At 74.0% G+C, this 21,790-nt stretch carries 21 protein-coding genes and 1 riboswitch; of the genes, 15 read left to right on the plus strand and 6 right to left on the minus strand.

Annotation, left to right across the window (positions count from 1 at the left end; translation table 11 throughout):
- The first annotated feature begins 47 nt into the window (after positions 1-47).
- The 3 genes from AB0D32_RS09805 to AB0D32_RS09815 all read left to right on the plus strand — a co-directional run bounded on the left by AB0D32_RS09805 (position 48) and on the right by AB0D32_RS09815 (position 2,863).
- Entirely contained in the window at positions 48-1,472 is a 1,425-nt protein-coding gene (locus AB0D32_RS09805; protein ID WP_357087075.1) for a pitrilysin family protein, read from the plus strand.
- A 91-nt stretch (positions 1,473-1,563) separates the two neighbouring features.
- The gene (dapB, locus tag AB0D32_RS09810; RefSeq protein WP_357087077.1) at positions 1,564-2,337 is read left to right on the plus strand and encodes a 4-hydroxy-tetrahydrodipicolinate reductase; all 774 of its coding nucleotides are present in this window, start codon (positions 1,564-1,566) and stop codon (positions 2,335-2,337) included.
- A gap of 43 nt (positions 2,338-2,380) precedes the next feature.
- Entirely contained in the window at positions 2,381-2,863 is a 483-nt protein-coding gene (locus AB0D32_RS09815) for a GNAT family N-acetyltransferase (protein WP_357087080.1), read from the plus strand.
- Between the two features lie 33 nt (positions 2,864-2,896).
- On the opposite strand, the gene AB0D32_RS09820 is transcribed toward AB0D32_RS09815, so the two are convergent.
- Entirely contained in the window at positions 2,897-3,544 is a 648-nt protein-coding gene (locus tag AB0D32_RS09820; RefSeq protein WP_357087082.1) for a GNAT family N-acetyltransferase, read from the minus strand.
- Between the two features lie 35 nt (positions 3,545-3,579).
- Between AB0D32_RS09820 and AB0D32_RS09825 the strand changes: the two genes are divergently transcribed.
- Positions 3,580-4,917 carry a glycosyltransferase 87 family protein gene (locus tag AB0D32_RS09825; RefSeq protein ID WP_357087085.1) on the plus strand — a complete coding sequence of 446 codons (1,338 nt, stop codon included), beginning with the start codon at positions 3,580-3,582 and terminating at the stop codon, positions 4,915-4,917.
- Here AB0D32_RS09825 and AB0D32_RS09830 read toward each other — a convergent pair.
- Entirely contained in the window at positions 4,816-5,367 is a 552-nt protein-coding gene (locus AB0D32_RS09830; protein WP_357087087.1) for a GNAT family N-acetyltransferase, read from the minus strand. The two genes, AB0D32_RS09825 and AB0D32_RS09830, sit on opposite strands and share 102 nt — an antisense overlap.
- Positions 5,368-5,445: 78 nt before the next feature.
- Between AB0D32_RS09830 and AB0D32_RS09835 the strand changes: the two genes are divergently transcribed.
- The 5 genes from AB0D32_RS09835 to AB0D32_RS09855 all read left to right on the plus strand — a co-directional run bounded on the left by AB0D32_RS09835 (position 5,446) and on the right by AB0D32_RS09855 (position 11,486).
- Positions 5,446-6,675, plus strand: a complete 1,230-nt coding sequence (locus AB0D32_RS09835; protein ID WP_357087089.1) for a crosslink repair DNA glycosylase YcaQ family protein — start codon at positions 5,446-5,448, stop codon at positions 6,673-6,675.
- Between the two features lie 5 nt (positions 6,676-6,680).
- Positions 6,681-7,316 (plus strand): DUF2752 domain-containing protein, encoded by a 636-nt coding sequence (locus AB0D32_RS09840; protein WP_357087091.1) that lies wholly within the window; start codon positions 6,681-6,683, stop codon positions 7,314-7,316.
- Between the two features lie 712 nt (positions 7,317-8,028).
- Positions 8,029-8,772 (plus strand): FAD-dependent thymidylate synthase, encoded by a 744-nt coding sequence (gene thyX, locus AB0D32_RS09845; RefSeq protein ID WP_357087444.1) that lies wholly within the window; start codon positions 8,029-8,031, stop codon positions 8,770-8,772.
- Positions 8,773-8,818: 46 nt separating this feature from the next.
- On the plus strand, positions 8,819-9,745 hold the full coding sequence (dapA, locus tag AB0D32_RS09850; protein WP_357087094.1) for a 4-hydroxy-tetrahydrodipicolinate synthase: 927 nt from the start codon (positions 8,819-8,821) through the stop codon (positions 9,743-9,745).
- Positions 9,746-9,797: 52 nt separating this feature from the next.
- Positions 9,798-11,486, plus strand: coding sequence for a ribonuclease J (locus AB0D32_RS09855; RefSeq protein WP_357087096.1), 1,689 nt, complete (start codon positions 9,798-9,800; stop codon positions 11,484-11,486).
- 65 nt (positions 11,487-11,551) lie between these two features.
- Here the strand turns inward: AB0D32_RS09855 and AB0D32_RS09860 are convergent, their stop codons facing one another.
- A complete protein-coding gene (locus tag AB0D32_RS09860) occupies positions 11,552-13,222 on the minus strand; it encodes a YbjN domain-containing protein (protein WP_357087099.1) in 1,671 nt (556 codons plus the stop codon).
- Positions 13,219-13,698, minus strand: coding sequence for a YbjN domain-containing protein (locus AB0D32_RS09865; RefSeq protein WP_357087102.1), 480 nt, complete (start codon positions 13,696-13,698; stop codon positions 13,219-13,221). The genes AB0D32_RS09860 and AB0D32_RS09865 overlap by 4 nt, the downstream gene beginning before the upstream one ends.
- A gap of 114 nt (positions 13,699-13,812) precedes the next feature.
- Here AB0D32_RS09865 and AB0D32_RS09870 point away from each other — a divergent pair, with 114 nt between their 5' ends.
- Positions 13,813-16,260: a DNA translocase FtsK 4TM domain-containing protein gene (locus AB0D32_RS09870; protein ID WP_357087104.1), complete on the plus strand. Its 2,448-nt coding sequence runs from the start codon at positions 13,813-13,815 to the stop codon at positions 16,258-16,260.
- A gap of 158 nt (positions 16,261-16,418) precedes the next feature.
- On the opposite strand, the gene AB0D32_RS09875 is transcribed toward AB0D32_RS09870, so the two are convergent.
- Together AB0D32_RS09875 and AB0D32_RS09880 are read right to left on the minus strand one after the other, a co-directional pair.
- Positions 16,419-16,661: a hypothetical protein gene (locus AB0D32_RS09875; RefSeq protein WP_357087106.1), complete on the minus strand. Its 243-nt coding sequence runs from the start codon at positions 16,659-16,661 to the stop codon at positions 16,419-16,421.
- A gap of 90 nt (positions 16,662-16,751) precedes the next feature.
- Positions 16,752-17,066 carry an SMR family transporter gene (locus AB0D32_RS09880; protein ID WP_357087108.1) on the minus strand — a complete coding sequence of 105 codons (315 nt, stop codon included), beginning with the start codon at positions 17,064-17,066 and terminating at the stop codon, positions 16,752-16,754.
- Positions 17,067-17,126: 60 nt separating this feature from the next.
- Positions 17,127-17,192: riboswitch (guanidine-III (ykkC-III) riboswitch) on the minus strand.
- A gap of 90 nt (positions 17,193-17,282) precedes the next feature.
- Here AB0D32_RS09880 and AB0D32_RS09885 point away from each other — a divergent pair.
- From AB0D32_RS09885 to AB0D32_RS09905, 5 genes are all read left to right on the plus strand, one after another.
- On the plus strand, positions 17,283-18,206 hold the full coding sequence (locus AB0D32_RS09885; RefSeq protein ID WP_357087111.1) for an ornithine cyclodeaminase family protein: 924 nt from the start codon (positions 17,283-17,285) through the stop codon (positions 18,204-18,206).
- An 86-nt stretch (positions 18,207-18,292) separates the two neighbouring features.
- Entirely contained in the window at positions 18,293-19,834 is a 1,542-nt protein-coding gene (gene rimO, locus AB0D32_RS09890) for a 30S ribosomal protein S12 methylthiotransferase RimO (protein ID WP_357087114.1), read from the plus strand.
- Between the two features lie 77 nt (positions 19,835-19,911).
- Positions 19,912-20,505, plus strand: coding sequence for a CDP-diacylglycerol--glycerol-3-phosphate 3-phosphatidyltransferase (gene pgsA, locus AB0D32_RS09895; protein ID WP_357087117.1), 594 nt, complete (start codon positions 19,912-19,914; stop codon positions 20,503-20,505).
- A gap of 132 nt (positions 20,506-20,637) precedes the next feature.
- Entirely contained in the window at positions 20,638-21,186 is a 549-nt protein-coding gene (locus AB0D32_RS09900) for a CinA family protein (RefSeq protein ID WP_357087119.1), read from the plus strand.
- 144 nt (positions 21,187-21,330) lie between these two features.
- A complete protein-coding gene (locus tag AB0D32_RS09905) occupies positions 21,331-21,771 on the plus strand; it encodes a helix-turn-helix transcriptional regulator (protein ID WP_357087122.1) in 441 nt (146 codons plus the stop codon).
- The last annotated feature ends 19 nt before the right edge of the window (positions 21,772-21,790 follow it).

Consider the following 21,790-nt stretch of genomic DNA (forward strand, 5'->3'; position numbering starts at 1 on the left):
GTCGCACCAATCGCACCACCCACCCCTCGTCGATCTGGGAGCAACACGTGAGTCGGGCCGCCTACGCGCCGTTTCCGCCGGATCGACGGGGGGTGGCGTCGTTCCCGGGCCCCGCAGGGGCTTCCTTCCGGAGCGCCGGAGCGGCCCCCTCCGGGGGCGCCGCACGGGCGGTGACCCGCACCATCAGCGACGATCCGCTGGGCGGCACGGTACGACGTACCGTGCTGCCCAGCGGGCTGCGCGTGCTCACCGAGGCGATCCCGGCGATGCGCAGCGTCTCGTTCGGCGTCTGGGTCGCGGTCGGCTCCCGGGACGAGACCGGCCCGCAGGCCGGCGCGGCACACTTCCTGGAGCACCTGCTCTTCAAGGGCACCAGGAAGCGCAGCGCGCTGGAGATCTCCTCCGGGATCGAGGCGGTGGGCGGCGAGACGAACGCCTTCACCACCAAGGAATACACCTGCTACTACGCCCGTGTGCTGGACGAGGACCTGCCGCTGGCGATCGACGTCATGTGCGACCTGGTCGCCGACTCGGTGCTGGAGCCGGCCGACGTGGAGACCGAGCGGGGCGTGATCCTGGAGGAGATCGCCATGCACGACGACGAGCCCGGCGACGAGGTGCACGATCTCTTCGCCCGGGCCGTCTACGGCGACCACCCGCTGGGCCGGCTGATCTCCGGCACCGAGGAGACCGTCACCCCGATGACCCGGCGGCAGATCCAGGGCTTCTACCGCCGCCGCTACACCGCCCCGCAGATCGTCGTCGCCGCGGCCGGCAACCTGGACCACGCCACGGTGGTCAAGCTGGTCCGCCAGGCGCTGCGCGGCACCCCGCTGGACGCGGACCCGGCGACGCCCGCGGCGCACCGGTCGGCCACCCCGGCCGTACGCACCAGACCCGCCACGACCCTGGTGGAGCCGAAGGAGACGGAGCAGGCGCACGTCATCCTCGGCTGCCCCGGCATCGACCGGCTCGACGAGCGGCGGTTCGCCCTCGGCGTGCTCAACAACATCCTCGGCGGCGGGATGTCGAGCCGGCTGTTCCAGGAGATCCGGGAACGGCGCGGTCTCGCCTACTCGGTCTACTCCTACGCCAGCCAGTACGCCGACAGCGGCCTCTTCGCCGTCTACGCCGGCTGCGCCCCGGGCAAGGTGGACGAGGTGCTGGAGTTGACCCGGGCGGAACTCGCCCGGGTGGCCGCCGACGGCCTGACCGAGGCCGAGGTGGCCCGGGGCAAGGGGATGAGCAAGGGCTCGTTCGTGCTGGGCCTGGAGGACACGGGCTCGCGGATGAGCCGGCTGGCCAAGGGCGAACTGCTCTACGGCCACCTCACGCCGGTCGACGAGTTGCTCGGCCGGGTCGACGCGGTCACCGCGGCCGACGTCAACACCCTGGCCGCCGAGTTGCTGAGCCGGCCGATGTCGCTGGCCGTGGTCGGCCCGTTCGGCGCGGGCGACTTCTCCGCCCGCTGACCGGTTCCGGCACGTCCGCCGTCGTGCGGTGCGGTGGGACGGCGGCGGTCCGCCCGGCTGCACGCGTCCCGATTGGGATAGGTTGTGCCCCGTGACTGACGAGCAGGAGAAGAGCGCGGACGAGCTGATCCGGGTCGGCGTGCTCGGCGCCCGGGGCCGGATGGGCATCGAGGTGTGCCGGGCCGTGGACGCCGCCACCGACATGGAACTGGTGGCCATGGTCGACCAGGGTGACGGCCTGTTCGCCGCGTCCGACGCCGGGGCCGAGGTGGTCGTGGACTTCACCACCCCCGACGTCGTCATGGACCATCTGCACTGGTGCATCGAACAGGGCATCAACGCCGTGGTCGGCACCACCGGCTTCACCGAGCAGCGGCTGGAGCGGGTGCGTGGCTGGCTGGCCCGCAAGCCCGGCGTGGGCGTGGTGATCGCCCCCAACTTCGGCATCGGCGCGGTGCTGATGATGCAGTTCGCGGCCCGCGCTGCCCGGCACTTCGAGTCGGTCGAGATCATCGAGCAGCATCACCCCCGCAAGCTGGACGCGCCGAGTGGCACCGCCACGCACACCGCGCGCCTGGTAGCGGCCGCCCGCGCCGAGGCCGGACTCGGCGCGGTGCCGGACGCCACCAAGGACGAGGTTGCGGGTGCCCGGGGCGCCGACATCGACGGGGTACGTGTGCACGCCGTGCGCGCCACCGGTCTCGTCGCCCACCAGGAGGTGATCTTCGGCACGGTGGGGGAGACGTTGACCATCCGGCACGACTCGTACGACCGGGTCTCGTTCATGCCGGGCGTGCTGCTGGCCGTCCGCGCGGTCCGTAACCGGCCCGGGCTGACCGTCGGCCTGGACGCCCTGCTCGACTGACAGGCCAGCCGCCGAGGCGCCGGCCAGCCGTTACGCTGCTCGGATGATCGATTCCGCACTCTCCGACCGGGCCGGGCGTCGGATCACCCTGCGACCGGTGGGCGACGACAACTGGCGGGCGGTGGCCGACGTGGCCCCGCGCGACGACCAGCGCGCGTGGGTGGCGGCGTTGGCCGCCCGGTACCTGCTGCTGACCATGCGCTCCGACGTGTGGACCTCGCTCGCGGTGTACGCGGACGAGAGCGTCGTCGGGCACGTCATGTGGGGCGTCGACGACGACGGGTCCCGCTGGATCGGCGGCATGGTGGTCGACGCGGCCGAGCAGGACCGGGGCGTCGGCCGGGCGGCGGTGCGCACCCTGGCCGCGTGGCTGGGCGCCCAGGACGGCGGCCACCCCGTCCGGCTCTCCTACCACCCCGACAACGTCCAGGCCGCCCGCCTCTACACGAGCCTCGGCTTCGTGCCCACCGGGGCGATGGAGGACGAGGAAGTGGTCGTCGAGCTGCTCCCGCCAGTCCGTACGTGACCCCGCTCGCCGGGCGGGGAGCTGCCGGCGCCGTCAGTCCTCGGGCGCCGGCGACGGCCCGCCCGGTTCCAGGTCCGGGAGCGTCGCCTCCGCGGGCGTCTCGTCCGCCGGATCCGCGTCGGTGGGCACCGCCACGTGCAGGCGCACCTGCCCGACGAGCATGTCCTCCACGTCCAGCGCGCGGGCCGCGCCGTCGAGCTCCCAGCCGGTGCTGGTGAGGAACTTCCGGGTCGCCGCGTCGTCGTCGAACGCCCAGGCCAGCGCGCGGGTGAAGCCGTCGGAACGCCACAGGTCGACGGTCGCGGCGAGCAGCCGGCTGCCGTGCCCCCGCCGGCCCCAGCGCGGCTCCACCAGCAGGTCCGTCACCGCGGCGACGCCCGGCCCCAGCGCCTCCGCCGGCTCGTCCGGGGCGAGCGCCTCGGCGTCGGCCGGACCGGAGGCGGCGAACCCCACAAGATACGATTGCTCGGCCTGTTCGACGGCGACCAGCACCCGATGGGTGCCGGAGGGCGGTTCCTGCACGGCCGCTCTCCACCGCCGGGCGAGCCACGCCTCGTCCAGGTTGTCGAGCACATGCCGGGGCAGGATCCGGCGATAGGCGACCCGCCAGGTCGCTAGTTGGATGCGTGCGATCTCGCCGGCGTCTTCCGGACGCGCCGGGCGGACGTACCCGAGAGCCATGGGACGGAAGCCTACGCAAGGCGAGGGAGGCGACGGTGGCGCAGGGTGCCAGAAAGACGGTCGGGCAGGTCGCCGGGGTCGTCGGGCTCGCCGCCGCGGTGACCCTCTTCCTCTCCGTGGCCGCCGTCCGGCACGGCTTCTTCGACCTCAAGGTCTACTACGGCGCGCTGACCTGGTGGGTGCACGACGGCGGGGAGATCTACGACTTCCTCAAGCCCGGCACCCAGTACGGCTTCACCTATCCGCCCTTCGCCGCCCTGGTCATGCTGCCGATGGCGTACCTGCCGTGGTCGGCGGCGATAGCGGTCAGCGTGGCCGCCAGCGTGGTGGTCACCGCCGTGCTGTTCTGGTGGCTGGTCGACCCGATCTCCCGCCGGTCCGGTTGGACCCGCTGGTTCGCCCTCGCCGTGGCGCTCTGCCTGGCCGCCGCGTACGAGCCGATGCGCGAGACGGTCAACTTCGGCCAGGTCAACATGCTGCTGCTCTTCCTGGTCGCGGTCGACCTGCTCCGGCTGCTGCCGGGCGGCAGCCGGTGGGCCGGCGTGGGCATCGGCCTGGCCACCGCCATCAAGCTGACCCCGGGCATCTTCATCGTCTACCTGCTGGTCACCGGTCGCTGGCGGGCCGCGGTCACCTCGGTGGCCGCCGCGGCCAGCACGACGCTGCTGGCCGCCGCGCTCTTCCCCGACGCCTCCCGGGAGTTCTGGACGGAGGCGCTGTGGAACACCGGCCGGGTCGGTGAGCTGGCGTTCGTCTCCAACCAGTCGCTGCGCGGCGTGGTGGCGCGGCTGAACCCGGAACACCCGAGCACCCTGGCCTGGCTGGCGCTGGTGCTCGCCACGCTGGCGCTGTGGGCGTGGCGGTCCCGGGCCGCCGTGGCCGCCGGCGACGAGGCGACCGGCCTGGCGCTGACGGGCGCGGTGATGTGCCTGGTCAGCCCCGTCACCTGGGTGCACCACCTGGTCTGGTTGCTGCCCGCGCTGATCCTGCTGGTGGACAACGGCATGGCCGTGTCCGCCGGCAGCCGCCGGCGCCGCGTCCTGCTGGGCGCCGCGATCGTCGGGTACGGCTTCCTGATCAGCCGGATCGTCTGGGCCTGGGAGAAGGACTTCACCGGGCTCGACGGCTTCCTTGGCAGCAACACCTACGTCTGGATCAGCCTGGCGCTGCTGGCCTTCCTGCCAATCCGTCGCCTGGGCGACGCCGGCCGGATCGACCACCGCCCGGGCGACGCCGGCCCGGCGAGCCGCCGTCGGCAGGCGCCGGGCGGGTCAGCCGTCGAGGCGTCCGGCGTACCGCAGCTCGACCAGCCCGACCGGCGGGCGCCCGCCGGCCAGCGGCACCGGATAGGTCGACCGCTCACCGTCCGGTGACAACCCGGCCCGCTCGTAGAACCGGCGGGCCCGGTGGTTGGCCTCCAACACCCAGAGCCGGTAGTCGGACCAGCCCCGCGCGACCAGCCCGGCGCGCGCCGCGGTCAGCAGCGCCCGGCCCGTGCCGTCGCCCCAGCGCGCCGGCTCGACGTACATCGCCACCACCTCCCCGTGCGCGGCGTCGAGGTCGCCCCGGTCCTGGTCGTTGCGGTACGGGCCGAACGTGGCGAACCCGGCCAGCGTCCCGTCGACCTCGGCGAGCAGGGTGGTGAACGGGTGCTCCGGGTCGGCGGTACCGAGGTCGCGACGGCGCTGCGCCCAGGCCGCGACGTTGAGCCGCAGCAGCACCTCGTCGGGCATGATCCCGGCGTAGCCGGCCTGCCAGCCGTGGATGTGCACCCGGGCGACCGCCTCGGCGTCGTCGGGCTCCTCGCGGCGGATCGTGAGCATGCGTCCGTTCTATGCCCAGAGGGGCGGTCGGTCCAGCGTCCGCACCGGTGTCGTACCGGTGGATTAGGGTGCCCGACGATGGCCGCACCGGAATCACTCTCGCTCGCCCAGGCCCGCCGGGTGGCGCTCGCCGCCCAGGGCTTCGCCGACCCCGCGCCCACCGGCGCGCCGACCCGCCGGCACCTGCGCCGCGTGCTCGACCGGGTCGGGCTGATCCAGATGGACTCGGTCAACGTGCTGCAACGGGCGCACTACCTGCCGCTCTACAGCCGCCTCGGGCCCTACCCGACCGCCCTGCTCGACGACGCCGCCTACCGCCGTCCCCGGGAGCTGTTCGAATACTGGGGGCACGAGGCGTCGCTGGTGCCCGTCGGGCTGCACCCGGCGCTGCGCTGGCGGATGGCCCGGGCCCGCTCGGAGGCCTGGGGCGGGATGCGGCGGATCGCCGAGGAGCAGCCCGGCCTGGTCGCCTGGGTCCGCGACGAGGTGGCCGCCCGGGGGCCGCTCACGGCCGCCGAGATCGAGCACGACGCGCCCCGGGAGACCGGCAACTGGGGTTGGAACTGGTCGGCGGTGAAGCGGGCGCTGGAGTTCCTGTTCTGGGCGGGGGAGGTGACCGCCGCCGACCGCACCACGTCGTTCGCCCGTCGCTACGACCTGCCGGAGCGGGTGCTGCCGGCCGCCGTGCTCGACGCGCCCACGCCGACCGACGCGGAGGCCCATCGCACGCTGGTGGGGATCGCCGCGCGGTCGCTCGGGGTGGCCGCCGAGCCGGAGCTGCGCGACTACTTCCGGCTGCCGGTGGCCGGCGCCCGGCAGGCCATCGCGGAGCTGGTCGAGGCGGGCGAGCTGCTGCCGGTGGCCGTGCAGGGCTGGCGGCGGCCCGCCTGGCTGCACGCCGGGGCGCGGCTGCCCCGCTGGGTGCGCGGCAACACCCTGGTCAGCCCGTTCGACCCGCTGGTCTGGGAGCGGGCCCGCACCGAGCGGCTCTTCGACTTCAGCTACCGCATCGAGATCTACGTGCCGGCGCCGCAGCGGGTGTACGGCTACTACGTGCTGCCCTTCCTCCAGGGGGAGCGGTTCACCGCCCGGGTCGACCTGAAGGCCGACCGGAAGGCCGGCGTGCTGCAGGTGCCGGCGGCCTGGGGCGAGCCGGGCGTCGACCGGGGCGAGACCGCGCTGGCGCTCGCCGCCGAGCTGCACCGCCTCGCCGGCTGGCTGGGCCTGGACGCGGTGGCCCCGCCCGCTGCCGGGGACCTCGCCGTTCCGGTGGCCGCCGCGCTGGCAGGCGTGGCCGGTGTACGGTGAGCGGCGTGACGAGCGTTGACGGACCGGCCTCCCAGCCGCATCCGCCGGCTGGCGGGGTCGACGCCCCGCCCCAGCAGTGGCCGGCGGCAACCGACGCGGGCGCGACCGCCCACGCGGGGCCGGCCGCCCCCGTCGGTCAGGTACCGCCCTACCCGCCGTCGCCCTACCCGCCGTCGCCCTATCCGGTGGCCGAGCCGGATCGGCTCACCCGCTTCGTCATCGGCCTCTACGAGCGTTCCCCACGCTGGGTGGTGCCGCTGGCGGCGCTGGGTTGCGTCGCCGCCGGCATCGGCTACACGTTGATCAGTGACCCCACCCGCTCGGCGCCGGACGCCGCGCCGAGCTGCCTGCTCAAGCTCACCACGGGGCTGGACTGCCCGGGCTGCGGCGGCACCCGCGCGCTCTGGTACGTGCTGCACGCCGACCTGCCGGCCGCGGCCCGGCACCACTTCCTCTTCGTCTTCGCGCTGCCCTTCCTGGCCTACCTCTTCGTGGCCTGGGCGGGCCGGCAGGCCTTCGGCTGGCGCCTGCCCGAACTGCGGATCAGCTCCCGGACGATCGGCGTCTTCCTGGCCGCGTGGGGGGCCTTCACGGTCCTGCGTAACCTCCCCTGGGCGCCCTTCACCTCCCTCTACGTCTGACCGTCCGCCCTCTACGCCTGACCGTCCGCCTGGCCGGGCACGTCTCCTCGCCGCGCGGATCGAGGCCGACCCGCCTCCGGTCTCGCCCAGGCCGGGCGGACCGCCACCGCCAGTCGTTCCTGGCATCATCCGGTCGCCCCAGGCTGTCGGCCTGGTCGTGGCGATGCCGTCGCGGCGCTGTCGAGCTGCCCCATCGGTGCGACCGCTCGGCGCTGGCCGCCATCCACACCCGTGGCCGCTGTCACCGCGGGTGGATCGGGATCGCGGGCGAGTCCTACGCGGATGACGCCGATTCGTCGGCGGTGCACCGCAAGGCCGCGGCTCTGCCCCGTCAGGCGAACAAGGTGCTGGCTGCGCCAGCCACCTGGCAGTGGGTGACGGTTGCCACAACCCTCTGGCGGTCGACTGCCCCGGGAGGACTACGCGATCGTCGCGCGCAAACTGATCGTCCGGGACCGGCGGCAGGTGGTCTGCGGTTCGGCGGCTGCCCCGTCAGTGCGGGCAGCTCGACAGCGTCGTGCCGTACTCGTCGGCGGATCCGGCCGGGGCGGGGGCGCGGCACCGAGTCGCTGGAAAGCGCCGAGATCTTGGACACGTGCCGTTCGGGTGGACCAGCCCCTGTCCACAATTCGCAGCTCAACGACCCGTTCGGCCCGTGAGCCCAACTTTCCCCCGTGGCCGCCGGGCCACTACAGTCGCAGGAATGCCGGAGATGGTGCAGCCCCAGGTCAAGCTCGTCGCGTGGACCCACTTCGAGGCACCCGACGACGTGCCGTGGTCGACCGACGCCGAGGGCGGTCAGGCGCTGGCGGAGTTCGCCGGCCGGGCCTGCTACCAGAGCTGGAAGAAGCCGAACCCGGCCACCGCCACGAACGCGGGCTACCTCGCGCACATCCTGGAGGTCGGCCACCTGAGCGTGCTGGAGCACGGCTCGGTCAGCTTCTACTTCAGCGGAGTGTCCCGCTCGTTCACCCACGAGCTGATCCGGCACCGGCACTTCTCGTACTCCCAGCTCTCCCAGCGGTACGTGCCGGAGCGCGACGCCGCCATGGTCGAGCCCTCGGTGATCGCCGAGGACCCGGAGCTGCACAAGAAGTTCGTGGAGGCCGCCGAGGCGAGCGTGCGGGCGTACAACGAGCTGTTGGAGGGGCTGGAGCGGCGCTTCGCCGACGTGGAGAACGCCACGCTGCGGCGCAAGCAGGCCCGCCAGGCGGCCCGCGCGGTGCTGCCCAACGCCACCGAGACCCGCATCGTCGTCACCGGCAACTACCGGGCCTGGCGGCACTTCATCGCCATGCGCGCGACCGAGCACGCCGACGTGGAGATCCGCGAGCTGGCGGTGGAGTGCCTGCGGCAGCTCCAGGGGGTCGCCCCGAACGTCTTCGCCGACTTCGTCATCTCGGCCCTGCCTGACGGCACCGAGGTCGCCGCCAGCCCGCACGCCGAGCTGTCCTGAGGCCTTCCCCGGCGGGGCGCCGGTGCTCGTCCGCTAGGTTGGTGGCATGACGCACGACCACCCTGACACGCCCACCCGGGCGGTGTCCCGCCCCTTCGGGCGAGTGCTCACGGCCATGGTGACCCCGTTCGCCGCCGACGGCTCGCTCGACCTCGACGGTGCCGCGCGGCTCGCCAGCTACCTGGTCGACGAGCAGGGCAACGACGCGCTGGTGGTCAACGGCACCACCGGCGAGTCGCCGACCACCACCGACGCCGAGAAGGAACGACTGATCCGGGCCGTGGTGGAGGCCGTCGGCGACCGGGCCAAGGTCGTGGCCGGGGTCGGCACCAACGACACCCGGCACACCATCGAGCTGTCCGCAGCCGCCGAGAAGGCCGGCGCACACGGCCTGCTCGTGGTCACCCCCTACTACAGCAAGCCGCCGCAGAGTGGCCTGCTGCGGCACTTCACCGCCGTCGCGGACGCCACCGGCCTGCCGGTGATGCTCTACGACATCCCGCACCGGGCGGGCGTGCCGATCGACACCGAGACGATGGTGCGCCTGGCCGAGCACGGTCGGATCGTCGCGGTGAAGGACGCCAAGGGCGACCTGACCGCCACCAGCTGGGTCACCAGCCGGACGAACCTCGCCTTCTACAGCGGCGAGGACTCGCTGACCCTGCCCGCGCTGGCCGTGGGTGGCGTCGGCGTGGTCGGCACCTCGACCCACTTCACCGGCGCGCTCACCAAGCAGATGATCGAGGCGTACGACGCGGGGGACAGTTCCGCCGCGCTGAGCCTGCACCGGCGGCTGCTGCCGCTGTTCACCGGCATCTTCCGTGCCCAGGGCGTGATCCTGGTGAAGGCGGGCCTGACGGCTGCCGGGAAGCCCGCCGGGCCGGTGCGCCCGCCGCTGGTCGACGCCACCGGCGACGAGATCGCCCAGCTCCGCGCGGACTGCGCGGCGGCGGGCCTGGAACTGCCCGAATGACCGGACGAGACGACGGACGCCGAGTGACGGCGTCACAGAATGAGGTGGACGCGTGACCGAGGCGCACAACGAGACGGAACTGCCCCCGCCGCTGCCGGAGGGCGGGCTGCGGATCATCCCGCTCGGCGGGCTCGGCGCCATCGGCCGCAACATGACCGTCTTCGAGTACGACGGCAAGCTGCTGGTGGTCGACTGCGGGGTGCTCTTCCCCGACGTGGAACAGCCCGGGGTGGACCTGATCCTGCCCGACTTCGGCCCGATCCTGGACCGGCTCGACGACGTCCAGGCGATCGTGCTCACCCACGGCCACGAGGACCACATCGGCGCGGTGCCGTACCTGCTCGCGCACAAGCCCGACATTCCGCTGGTCGGTTCCCAGTTCACCCTCGCCCTGGTCGAGGCGAAGCTCGCCGAACGGCGGATCCAGCCGTACACGCTGACGGTGCGGGAGGGCGGTCGGGAGCGGCTCGGCCCGTTCGAGTGCGAGTTCTTCGCGGTCAACCACTCGATCCCCGACGCCCTCGCCGTGGCCATCCGCACCCCGGCCGGCCTGGTGCTGCACACCGGCGACTTCAAGATGGACCAGCTCCCGCTGGACGGCCGGATCACCGACCTGGCCGGGTTCGCCCGGCTCGGCGCCGAGGGTGTGGACCTGCTGCTCTCGGACTCCACCAACGCGGAGATCCCCGGCTTCGTCACCCCCGAGCGGGAGATCGGGCCGGTGCTCGACTCGATCTTCGCGAAGGCCAAGGGGCGGATCATCGTCGCGTCGTTCGCCTCGCACGTGCACCGGGTGCAGCAGGTGTTCGACTCCGCGGTCGAGCACGGCCGCAAGGTCGCCCTGATCGGCCGCTCCATGGTCCGCAACATGGGCATCGCCCGTGACCTCGGGCTGCTCAACATCCCGTCCGGGCTGGTCGTCGGGCTGGAAGAGGCGACGACCCTGCCGCCCGAGCAGATCGTGCTGATGTCCACCGGGTCGCAGGGCGAGCCGATGAGCGCCCTGGGCCGGATGGCCAGCGGCGACCACCGGCACATCACCATCGCCCCCGGCGACACGGTGGTGCTCGCCTCGTCGCTGGTGCCCGGCAACGAGACCTCGGTCTACCGGGTGATCAACCGGCTGGCCCGGGCGGGCGCCGTGGTGGTGCACAAGGACGTGGCCAAGGTGCACGTCTCCGGTCACGCGCCCGCCGGCGAGCTGCTCTACCTGCTCAACGTGGTCCGTCCCAGCAACCTGATGCCGGTGCACGGCGAGTGGCGGCACCTGCGCGCGCACGCCCGACTCGGCATCGAGTCCGGCGTGGCCGCCGACCGGGTGGTGCTCTGCGAGGACGGCGACGTCGTCGACCTCGTCGAGGGCCGGGCCAGCCTCGTCGGGCACGTGAAGAGCCGCTACGTCTACGTCGACGGTCTCGCCGTCGGCGACGTCAGCGAGTCGCTGCTCACCGAGCGCCGGATCCTCGGCGACGGCGGGTTCATCGCCACCACCGTGGTGGTCGACTCGGTGACCGGCAAGGTGGTGGGCGGCCCGACGCTGTCGGCTAAGGGCTTCTCCGAGGACCCGGAGGCGTTCAGCCCGGTGATCCCGCTGGTCACCGAGGCGCTGAACCGGGCGGCCTCCGACGGCATCACCGACCCGCACCAGCTCCAGCAGATCGTCCGGCGCACCGTGGGACGGTGGGTGAACGACGCGTACCGGCGCCGGCCCATGATCGTTCCCACCGTCGTCGAGGTCTGACCCGCGCCGCTCCGACGCCCGCCCGCACCCCGTGTGCCGGCGGGCGTCGCCATGCAGGCCGCCCGTCAGGGCAGCGCGGCCACGGCGTCGGCGTACGCGACGCCCGTGTCCACGGCCGCGTCGAGCAGGACCGCGAGCTGGGCGGGGGCCACCCCGTGGGCCAGGTCGGTGGCGATGTGACCGGCCAGCACCAACTCGCCCTCCTGCTCGTGCACGTACGCCTTCGGCAGCAGCCGGTCGTGGTTCCAGGCGTTGCAGAAGGCGTACGCCTCGACGAGCCGGTCGGCCGGCAGTCGGCGGCTCGCCACGGACCGGGCCTGGAGGACCTCGCCCCGCTCGCCGGCGCGCCGGAACTGGATCAGCACCTCGCCCCACCGGCCCGTCACGGCGCCGCGGGCGTCCACGTCGTACCGGTCGCCGCGTCGGTCCAGGGCGGCGGTGATCATCGCCAGGCTCAGCGGGCGCGGCTCCCCGTCCGCCGGCCGCTCCTCGTCGGGCGGGTCGGCATCGTCGTCGGGGTCCTCGTCGGCTGGCAGGGGCACCGGTGCGGCGGCGGGGCGCTCGGCCAGCCAGGACGCGATCCGGCCGGACTGGTGCCCGGTGCCGTTGCGGGCGTCGAAGCTGCCGGCCAGCGCGGTGGCCACCCCGAGCAGGGTGGCGCCGAGCGTGGCCACGTCGAGCTCGGCGGCCGGCCGCACCCCGTACGCCGGTCTGCGCACCGTGCGCCCGCCGAGCCCCGCCTCGACGGCGAGGGCGCAGACCAGGGCTCCGGCGGCGGCGAACTCCATCGCGGACAGGTCGTCGTGCGGCCGGTCCAGCCGGGGCAGCTGCTCGGCGAGGACGTCGAGGCCCCGGGCGGGGTGCCCGGCCAGCGCGCACCACCGCAGGTGCGTGGCGAGGAGCGGGAACGCGGCCCGCTCCCGCCGGTGCCGCCGGTACGCCCGCACGTGCGCCTCTGCCGCCCGCTCCGGCTCCCCGGTCCGCAGCCAGGACAGCAGCCCGGCGACCAGGGACCGCTCCGGCTGCTCGGTGCAGTGGCCGGTCGGGGCGGTCACGTCGGCCGCGCCGTCGCCGGTGTCCCGCAGGGCGTCCAGCGCGGCCCGGTGGTCGCCCCACCCGGCGAGCAGTTCCGCCCGCCGGGACGGTGCGCAGTCCGGGCAGCCGTCGGCCGGCCCCGGATCGGCCGCCGACCAGCGGTCGTACCAGCGCCGGGCGGCGGGCTCGTCGCCGAGGTGGTCGGCGATGCGGCAGCGCAGCTCGGCGACCGCCGCCGGGTCGCCGGCGGCGCGCGCGGCAAGGTCGTCCAGCATGGAGCGAGCCTGGTCCAGCCCGACCCGTGGCGAGCCGAGCAGGGACTCCGCCGCGTGCCGCTGGTAGCGCCGCAGCAGCTCGGCCTGGTCTCCCGCCAGCAGGTCAGGGCGGCGGTCCGTGGCGGCGAGGCAGCGACGTACCGGCTCGACCAGCCGCCACCGCTGCCCGTGCACGAGGTACGCGTCGATCAGCGCGAACCGGGCCGCCACCGCCGTCCGGTCGTCGCCGGTGGCGTCGGCGTGTGCGGCGATCCGTTCCAGCTCGGTGCTCCGGGCCTCGCCGTCGGGGGTGTCCCGGGCGTCGGCGAGCGCTCCGGCCAGCGCGGGGTCGGGCTGCCGGCCCCCGCGCCGCAGCCCACCCCACCAGCCGGGCAGCCCGAACGGGTCGAGCCCGCGACCGGCCGTGTCCCCGCCCCGGCCCGTCACGCCACCACCCCGCCGGGCAGCCGGGCCACCTCGGTGGCGAGCTGGCAGCCGGTGGCGATGCCGCAGTCGAGCAGCTGGTCGAGCTGGTGCGGGGTGACGCCACGTTCCAGGTCGGTGATGACCTCGCCGCAGACCCGGGCCCGCCCGTCGTCCTCGACGTGCACGAACGCCTTCGGCCACAGCCGGTCGTGGTTCCACGCGTTGCAGAAGGCGTGCAGCGCGGGCACGTACTCGATCGGGAAGGTCGGCGCGGTCAGGGTGCGGACCTGGAGCAGCTCGCCGGTGGTGCCGGGACGCAGAAACCAGATCAGGCTGTCGTCCCAGCGGCCGACGAGGTCGCCGTCGGCGTCGGTCTCGACGTGGTAGCCCCGGCTGCGCAGCACGGCGGCGATCAGCTCACCGGTCAGCGGTTCCAGCGCCCCCGGGTGCCCGTGCAGCGGGCCGTCCCGACCGTCCTCAGTTCCCGGCGACGGCATGGGGGCATCCCTTCTGAGGCAGATATCACGTGACGCGGCGGGGCCCGCGCTGCGACACGCGCACCGGACCCGGAAAGGCGGCGATATGCCGGGTCACGCCACTAGGTTGATGCTATGGCGGGCCGTACCTCTCAGGCGAGCCGGCGGCGCGGCGCGTCGCCGCGTGGCACCACGAACAGTCGTGGGCGCCAGCCGGCGAAGAAGACCGCTCGCGCGGCGCCCCGGCGGCGGCCGGCGGCCCGACCGGGTCCGGGGACGATCGTCGGGCAGGCGGCCCGCGGGCTGTGGATGGGGCTGGCACACGGCGTCGGCTGGGCGTTCCGGCAGGCCGGCTCGGCCCGGGGGCTCGACCCGGAGCAGCGCCGCGACGGGGCGGGCCTGCTGGTCTTCGGCCTCGCCCTGCTCAGCGCGGTGGCCGTCTGGTTCTCCGGCGCGGGCCCGGTCGGCGCGCGGCTGGCCGACACCTTCCGGCTCTTCCTCGGTGCGATCTCGGTCGTCGTGCCGGTGCTGCTGATGATCGGCGCCTGGCGCCTGATGCGGGAGCCCGTCGATCCGGAGCACCGGGGCCGGGGCATGGTCGGCTGGGCCTCGATGCTGGTCGCCACCGCCGCGATGCTGCACATCGGACAGGATCCGGCCGACGCGGGCCAGCGCGACTTCGCCGGTGGCCTGGTCGGCGCCGGCGTCGGCAGCGTGATGGAGCGGGCGGTGACCGCCTGGGTGGCCATGCCGCTGTTGATCCTGCTGCTGATCTTCGGTCTGCTCGTGGTCACCGCGACCCCGATCAACAAGGTCCCGGAGCGGCTCGGCCTGCTGTTCGGCACCCGGGTCGCGCCACCGGGCGTCGAGGAGACGGACGAGGCACCCGCGAAGCCTGCGCCCCGCAAGCGCCCGACGAAGCGGGCCGCCCCGCCGCCCCCCGACCCGGCGGACTTCGACGACGACCTCGACGGGGTGGACCTGCAGGAGACCCTGGTGCTGCCCCGCAAGCCCCCGGGCCGGGTCCCGGCCAGCCGCAGGCCGGCCGAGCCGCCGGAGCACTCGCCCGCCCCGACCCGCGCCGAGCAGCTCGCGCTGACCGGGCTGGCCGGCGACTACACGCTGCCGCCGGCGAACATGCTCGGCAGCGGCGCGGCCCCGAAGTCGCGGAGCAAGGCCAACGACGAGGTGATCGTCGCGCTCACCGGCGTCTTCGAGCAGTTCGGCGTGGACGCCGCCGTCACCGGCTTCACCCGTGGGCCGACCGTCACCCGCTACGAGGTGGAACTGGGCCCGGGCGTCAAGGTCGAACGGATCACCCAGCTCTCCCGCAACATCGCGTACGCGGTGAAGTCGCCGGACGTGCGGATCCTCAGCCCGATCCCGGGCAAGAGCGCGGTCGGGGTGGAGATCCCGAACACCGATCCGGAGAACGTGGCCCTCGGCGACGTGCTGCGGTCGAGGGCTGCCACCAGCGACCACCACCCGATGGTGGTGGCGCTCGGCAAGGACATCGAGGGCGGCTACGTGGTGGCCAACCTCGCCAAGATGCCGCACATCCTGATCGCCGGCGCGACCGGCGCGGGCAAGTCGTCCTGCCTCAACTCCCTGCTGGTGTCCATCCTCACCCGGGCCACCCCGGACGAGGTGCGGCTGCTGCTGATCGACCCGAAGCGGGTCGAGATGACCGGCTACGAGGGCATCCCGCACCTGGTCACCCCGATCGTGACCAACGCCAAGAAGGCTGCCGACTCGCTGGACTGGGTCGTCCGCGAGATGGACATGCGCTACGACGACCTCGCCGCCAACGGGGTCCGGCACATCGACGACTTCAACCGCAAGGTGCGCAACGGCGAGATCAAGGCGCCGCCGGGCAGCGAGCGGGAGATGCGCCCGTACCCGTACCTGCTGGTGATCGTGGACGAGCTGGCCGACCTGATGATGGTCGCCCCGCGCGACGTGGAGGACTCGGTCGTCCGGATCACCCAGCTCGCCCGCGCGGCCGGCATCCACCTGGTGCTGGCCACCCAGCGCCCGTCGGTCGACGTGGTCACCGGCCTGATCAAGGCGAACGTGCCGTCCCGGCTGGCGTTCGCCACCTCCTCGCTGGCCGACTCGCGGGTCATCCTCGACCAGCCGGGTGCGGAGAAGCTGCTGGGCCGTGGCGACGGCCTGTTCCTGCCGATGGGCGCCTCGAAGCCGATCCGGATCCAGGGCGCCTGGGTGACCGAGCGCGAGATCACCGACGTGGTGAAGTTCTGCAAGGACCAGCGCGAGCCGGAGTTCCGGCCGGACGTGCTCGTCGCGCCGGACAGCGGCAAGAAGAAGATCGACGAGGAGATCGGCGACGACCTCGACCTGCTGGTGCAGGCGGTCGAGCTGGTGGTCACCTCGCAGTTCGGCTCGACCTCGATGCTCCAGCGCAAGCTGCGGGTCGGCTTCGCCAAGGCGGGACGGCTGATGGACCTCATGGAGACCCGGGGGGTGGTCGGCCCGTCGGAGGGGTCGAAGGCCCGCGACGTGCTGGTCAAGCCGGACGAGCTGGAGGAGGTCCTGGTCGGCCTGCGCGGCGGCGACGAGTGAGATCCGCCGGCTTCCGTCGGCGCGGTCGCGGGGTCCGATGCAGGCCCGCCGGCACACAGGCGACGGGCCGCTCGTGAACGCGCGGCGGGCCTGCTGTTAGACGCGCGACGGGCCCGCCGGCACGCCGGCGGGCCCGGTCTCACGCCGGGGGCGGGGGGTCAGTTGACGAGCGCGTTGACGATCAGCAGGCTGAGGAGGATGGCGGCCACGTTGGCGGCGGCGGCGTACCAGCCGAGCGGCTTGTCGCCCAGCACGGCGCCGACGATGCCCAGGACCAGCCCGATCACGCCGAAGACGAGCGGGTTGAGCAGGAGCGCGAGGACCGCGAAGACGAAGCCCACGATCGTGCAGATGCGGGCGGCGTTGGTGCGCGGGCGGGCGGTCGAGTGGATGTTGGCCATGTCTGCCTCCGTGGGTGAGAGCCTTTCCGGTGCCAGGCACAGCTCTACCCACTGTGGTCGTTCGTCACGCCTCGCCGCGAAGGACGGCGGTCAGTGGAAGAGCTTCAGGCCGACGACGCCGGCGATCACCAGCAGCAGGCAGGCGATCCGGGGCAGGCTGGCGGGCTCGTTCAGCGCGACCATCCCGACCACGGCGGTGCCGACCACCCCGATGCCGACCCAGACGGCGTAGCCGGTGCCGACGGGGATCTCGCGCAGCGCGTACGCCAGCCCGGCCATGCTGAGCACGAGGGTCACCACGAAGACGACCGACGGGCCGAGCCGGCTGAAGCCGGAGCTGCGTTCGAGGGCGATCGCCCACGCGGTCTCGAGAAGTCCGGAGATCACCAGCACGATCCAGGCCATGAAAGATCACCTCTGCGGTAGCGCCCGGACCACCGGGGGCCGGGACGAGTCGGTATGTCACGCGGGGCGTCTTGGCCTGACCGGGTACGCCCAACACTCGTCCGGGGCGACCGCGGGCCGCCACGATCGACGTTAGCACCGGCCGGGCGGGTCCCTGTGGTGAGCCCAGCCACCACCGGTTGACATGAACCTCGCTTCAACTTGCAGTATCGGATGATGCCGCTGCTCTTCGCCGATCCCGAGGTCGCCGCCGCGCTGGACGCCCCCACCACGGTGGCCGCGATGCGTGACGCCCTGCTCGCCGCGTACGCCGGCCGCCTGGTGGCCCCGCCCCGGGCCGCCGCGCCGCTGGGCGGGGGACGCATGGTGCTCACCGCCGGGCACCTCACCGGCGAGTGGTACGGCTTCCGCTCGTACGACACGTTCGGGCACCCGGAGAGCGAGCAGGTGGTGGTGCTGCACGACGGGCGCACCGGTGCGGTCCGCGCGGTGGCGGTCGGGGAGGAGCTGGGCTCCCGGCGTACCGGGGGGCTCGGCGGGGTCGCCGTGGACGCCCTGGCCCGGCCGGACGCGGCCACCCTGGGCGTGATCGGTTCGGGCGGGCAGGCGTGGACCCAGGTCTGGGCCGCCGCCGCCGTCCGCCCGCTGCGCGAGGTCACCGTGCACAGCCGTTCGGTCGCCCGGCGGGAGGCGTTCGCCGCCCGGGTCCGCGCCGAGCTGGGCGTGCCGGCCCGCGCGGTGGATTCGGCCCGGGCCGCCGTGCGGGACCGGGACGTGGTGGTGCTCGCCACCACCGCCGTCGCCCCGGTGCTCGACGCCGCCGACCTGGCCCCCGGCACCCACGTCAACGCGGTCGGCTTCAAGCAGGTGGACCGGCACGAGTTCGGCACCGACCTGTTGGACGCCGCCGACCTGCTGGCCACCGACTCGCCGGGCCAGGCCGCCGCGTACGACCCGCCGATGCTGGCGACGCTGCCCGCGTACGCCGGGCGGTTGCGTGACCTGGGCGCGGTGCTGGCCGGCGCGGTCCCCGGCCGGACCGGCGCGGACCAGGTCACGGTGTTCTGCTCGACCGGCCTGGCCGGCACGGAGGTCTTCCTGCTCGACCGGCTGGTGCGGGTCGGCGCGGCGGTGGTCTGAGCCCGCTGCGGCGGCGGGGGAGTGTGAGTCCGCCGATGCGGCGGCCCGCCGTTGACGGCCGGCGGCCGCCCGCCCGGTACCCTCGGATGGTGTCTGCCACCTCTTCCTCCGACAGCTCCAGCGCGCCGCACCGCGACCTGGAGCTGTCGTCCGCTGCCGAGGGCCGCCGTGTCGCCCTGCTGACCCTGGGCTGTGCCCGCAACGAGGTCGACTCGGAGGAACTGGCCGCCCGGCTGCACGCCGACGGCTGGCAGGTCACCACCGACGGCGAGGGCGCCGACGTGGTGGTCGTCAACACGTGCGGCTTCGTGGAGAAGGCGAAGCAGGACTCCATCCAGACCCTGCTGGCCGCCGCCGACACCGGTGCCAAGGTGGTCGCCGCCGGCTGCATGGCCGAGCGGTACGGCCGCGAGCTGGCCGACAGCCTCCCCGAGGCGCAGGCCGTGCTGAGCTTCGACGACTACCCGGACATCGCCGCCCGGCTGGACGCGGTGGTCGCCGGCGAGCGGATCGGTGCGCACACGCCGCGCGACCGGCGCGAGCTACTGCCCCTGACCCCCGTCTCGCGGCGGGACAGCGGGGTGTCGCTGCCCGGTCACGGCACCCCGGTCCGGAGCGTCACGGAGACCGACGAGCACACCCCGGCCCACCTGCGCCAGGTGCTCCGCCGCCGGCTCGACACCGGCCCGGTCGCCTCGCTCAAGCTCGCCAGCGGCTGCGACCGACGCTGCGCGTTCTGCGCCATCCCCGCCTTCCGCGGCGCCTTCGTCTCCCGTACGCCGGACGAGCTGCTCGCCGAGGCGGAGTGGCTGGCCAAGACCGGCGTCCGCGAGTTGGTGCTGGTCAGCGAGAACTCGACCTCCTACGGCAAGGACCTGGGCGACCCCCGGGCGCTGGAGAAGCTGCTGCCCCAGCTCGCCGCGATCGACGGCATCGTCCGCGTGCGGGCGAGCTACCTCCAGCCGGCCGAGACCCGGCCCGGCCTGGTCGAGGCGATCGCCACCACGCCCGGCGTGGCGCCCTACTTCGACCTGTCGTTCCAGCACTCGAGCGAGCCGGTGCTGCGCCGGATGCGCCGTTTCGGCTCCACCGACCGGTTCCTGGAGCTGCTGGCGGGCGCCCGCGCGCTGGCCCCGGGGGCGGGCGCGCGGAGCAACTTCATCGTCGGCTTCCCGGGCGAGACCCGCGCCGACTACCAGGAGCTGGTCCGGTTCCTGACCGAGGCGCGGCTCGACGCGATCGGGGTGTTCGACTACAGCGACGAGGACGGCACCGAGGCCGCCGGGCTGCCCGGCAAGGTCTCCGCCGCCACGATCAAGCGCCGCTACGACAAGCTCGGCGCGCTCGCCGACGAGCTGTGCTCGCAGCGCGCAGAGGAGCGCCTGGGCTCCACGGTCGAGGTGCTGGTCGACTCGGTCGACGACGGTGTGGTCGAGGGGCGGGCGGCCCACCAGGCCCCCGAGGTCGACGGCTCGACCACCCTCGTCGCCCCGTCCGGCGGTGGGGTGGACCTGGCCGCGCTGCGCCCGGGTGACCTGGTGCGGGCGACGGTCACGGACACCGAAGGGGTGGACCTCGTCGCGGTCCCGGATGAGATGATCTCGGCTGCGCCCGGCGCAACACGGTGACGGCGGGGCCGGACGGAGCGGGGGAGCCACGTGGTGGGGTGTCAGGTACGCCACGGAGGCCGCAGCGGGGTGCGACGGTGACCGGGGCGACGGAGTCGACGCCCGTGCCGGTGGTGGCCCGGGTGCCCGTGCTGAATGCGGCGAACGCGCTCACCGCGCTGCGGCTGGTCCTGGTGCCGGTCTTCGCGGCGTCCGTGGTCGTCTCGGCGATGACCCACGCCGGCTGGCAGATGGTCGCCTGCCTGATCTTCGCCGTCGCTTCCGCGACCGACCTGGTGGACGGCTGGATCGCCCGCCGGTTCGCCCTGGTCACCTCGGTGGGCAAGGTCGCCGACCCGATCGCGGACAAGGCGCTCACCGGGGCGGCGCTGTTGCTGCTCTCCTGGTACGACCAGCTGCCCTGGTGGGTGACCGCCGTGATCCTCGTCCGCGAGCTGGGCATCACCGCGCTGCGCTTCTGGGTGATCCGGCACGGCGTGATCGCGGCCAGCCGTGGTGGCAAGATCAAGACAGCTCTCCAGATCCTGGCCATCACGTGGTACCTGTGGCCGATGCCGGAGGCGCTCGCCGCCGTCGGGCCGTGGATCATGGCCGCCGCGGTCGGCGTCACGGTGCTCACCGGTTTCGACTACGTCGCCCAGGCCCTCCGGCTGCGCCGCCCCGCCGCCTGACCCGCGCCCGTACCGTCCCGTCACGGCGGAGGCCGCCAGCCGTTCGCCGGAGCTCATCCGGGGTGCCCGCCCGCGCCCCCGCCGGTCGGGGAGGATGAGTAGGGCCGACGAGGCGGGGAAGGAATCCGGGACATGGACAGCGACGCGGACGGAACGCGGCCGGCGGGGAGCCCGGCGGCCGGCGTGGTGCACGCCCTCTCGGAGCGGCACGAGACCCTGGCCACCGTCGAGTCGCTCACGGGCGGCCTGCTGGCCGCCTCGATCGTGGAGATCGCCGGGGTGAGCGGGATCTTCCGGGGTGGCCTGGTGACCTACGCCACCGATCTCAAGTCGCGGCTCGCCGGCGTACCGGAGGATCTGCTGGCCGACCGCGGGCCGGTCGACCCGGACGTGGCGGTGGCCCTCGCGGAGGGCGGCCGGCGGCGCTGCGGAGCCGACTGGGGACTGGCCACGACCGGGGTGGCCGGCCCGGAACCGCAGGACGGCAAGCCGGTCGGACTGGTCTACATCGGGGTGGCCGGGCCGTCCGGCGCCCACGTCCGGCAGCTCGACCTGGCCGGCGGTCGCGACCACATCCGCTCCGTCACGGTCATCGAGGCACTGCGGCTGCTCGCCGAACGGATCTACGAGACCGACGCGGCCGAGACCGACGGCGGGCGGGCCGGCGCGGGGCGGCGGTGACCGTTTTCTCCGGCGATCCGACGGGCAGGGTGGGATGTCGTGGGGGCCGGCAACGGGTACGGTTGCGGGAAGGCTCCGGCGACACGTCCGGCACGACGTGCCGGGCAGCCGGGTGGATGAGGTTTCCCTCAGGGGGAGGTGCGAGTGGTCCTGCTACGCCGCGTGATCGGTGACGCACTACGGGCGCGCCGGCAGGGTCAGCACCGCACCCTGCGCGAGGTCTCCTCCGCCGCCAACGTCAGCCTCGGCTACCTGTCCGAGATCGAGCGCGGCCACAAGGAGCCGTCCAGCGAGCTGCTGGCGGCGATCTGCGACGCCCTCGGGGCGCGGCTGTCCGAGCTGCTGCGCGAGGTCAGCGACACCGTCGCCCTCGCCGAGCAGATGCCCGGCGTGCTGGTGCCGGTACAGGACGAGCCCGCCGCGCCCGCCGCCGTCGCCGTACGCAGAAGCACCGGCCGCGGAGTCCATCAGGTCAGCTCGGACGGCACGGTCGCCGTCCAGGTCCGTCAGGACTCCCCGCTCAAGGCCACCCTGCGCAGCTCTCGGGTCCGGGGCAGCGAGCGCGACGTGGTCTGCGCCGCCTGATCCACCCCTTCCTGTCGCA

It is taken from the genome of Micromonospora sp. NPDC048170 (genome assembly GCF_040652795.1).
Lineage (GTDB): Bacteria > Actinomycetota > Actinomycetes > Mycobacteriales > Micromonosporaceae > Micromonospora.

Excerpts from the sequence above, each read along its gene's own strand:
- rimO (WP_357087114.1), top strand. The coding sequence starts at position 18,293 with ATGGTGTCTGCCACCTCTTCCTCCGACAGCTCCAGCGCGCCGCACCGC.
- AB0D32_RS09870 (WP_357087104.1), top strand. The coding sequence starts at position 13,813 with ATGGCGGGCCGTACCTCTCAGGCGAGCCGGCGGCGCGGCGCGTCGCCG.
- AB0D32_RS09900 (WP_357087119.1), top strand. The coding sequence starts at position 20,638 with ATGGACAGCGACGCGGACGGAACGCGGCCGGCGGGGAGCCCGGCGGCC.
- dapA (WP_357087094.1), top strand. The coding sequence starts at position 8,819 with ATGACGCACGACCACCCTGACACGCCCACCCGGGCGGTGTCCCGCCCC.
- AB0D32_RS09880 (WP_357087108.1), bottom strand. The coding sequence starts at position 17,066 with ATGGCCTGGATCGTGCTGGTGATCTCCGGACTTCTCGAGACCGCGTGG.
- AB0D32_RS09885 (WP_357087111.1), top strand. The coding sequence starts at position 17,283 with ATGCCGCTGCTCTTCGCCGATCCCGAGGTCGCCGCCGCGCTGGACGCC.
- AB0D32_RS09830 (WP_357087087.1), bottom strand. The coding sequence starts at position 5,367 with ATGCTCACGATCCGCCGCGAGGAGCCCGACGACGCCGAGGCGGTCGCC.
- AB0D32_RS09865 (WP_357087102.1), bottom strand. The coding sequence starts at position 13,698 with ATGCCGTCGCCGGGAACTGAGGACGGTCGGGACGGCCCGCTGCACGGG.
- AB0D32_RS09820 (WP_357087082.1), bottom strand. The coding sequence starts at position 3,544 with ATGGCTCTCGGGTACGTCCGCCCGGCGCGTCCGGAAGACGCCGGCGAG.
- AB0D32_RS09815 (WP_357087080.1), top strand. The coding sequence starts at position 2,381 with ATGATCGATTCCGCACTCTCCGACCGGGCCGGGCGTCGGATCACCCTG.
- thyX (WP_357087444.1), top strand. The coding sequence starts at position 8,029 with ATGGTGCAGCCCCAGGTCAAGCTCGTCGCGTGGACCCACTTCGAGGCA.
- AB0D32_RS09875 (WP_357087106.1), bottom strand. The coding sequence starts at position 16,661 with ATGGCCAACATCCACTCGACCGCCCGCCCGCGCACCAACGCCGCCCGC.
- AB0D32_RS09835 (WP_357087089.1), top strand. The coding sequence starts at position 5,446 with ATGGCCGCACCGGAATCACTCTCGCTCGCCCAGGCCCGCCGGGTGGCG.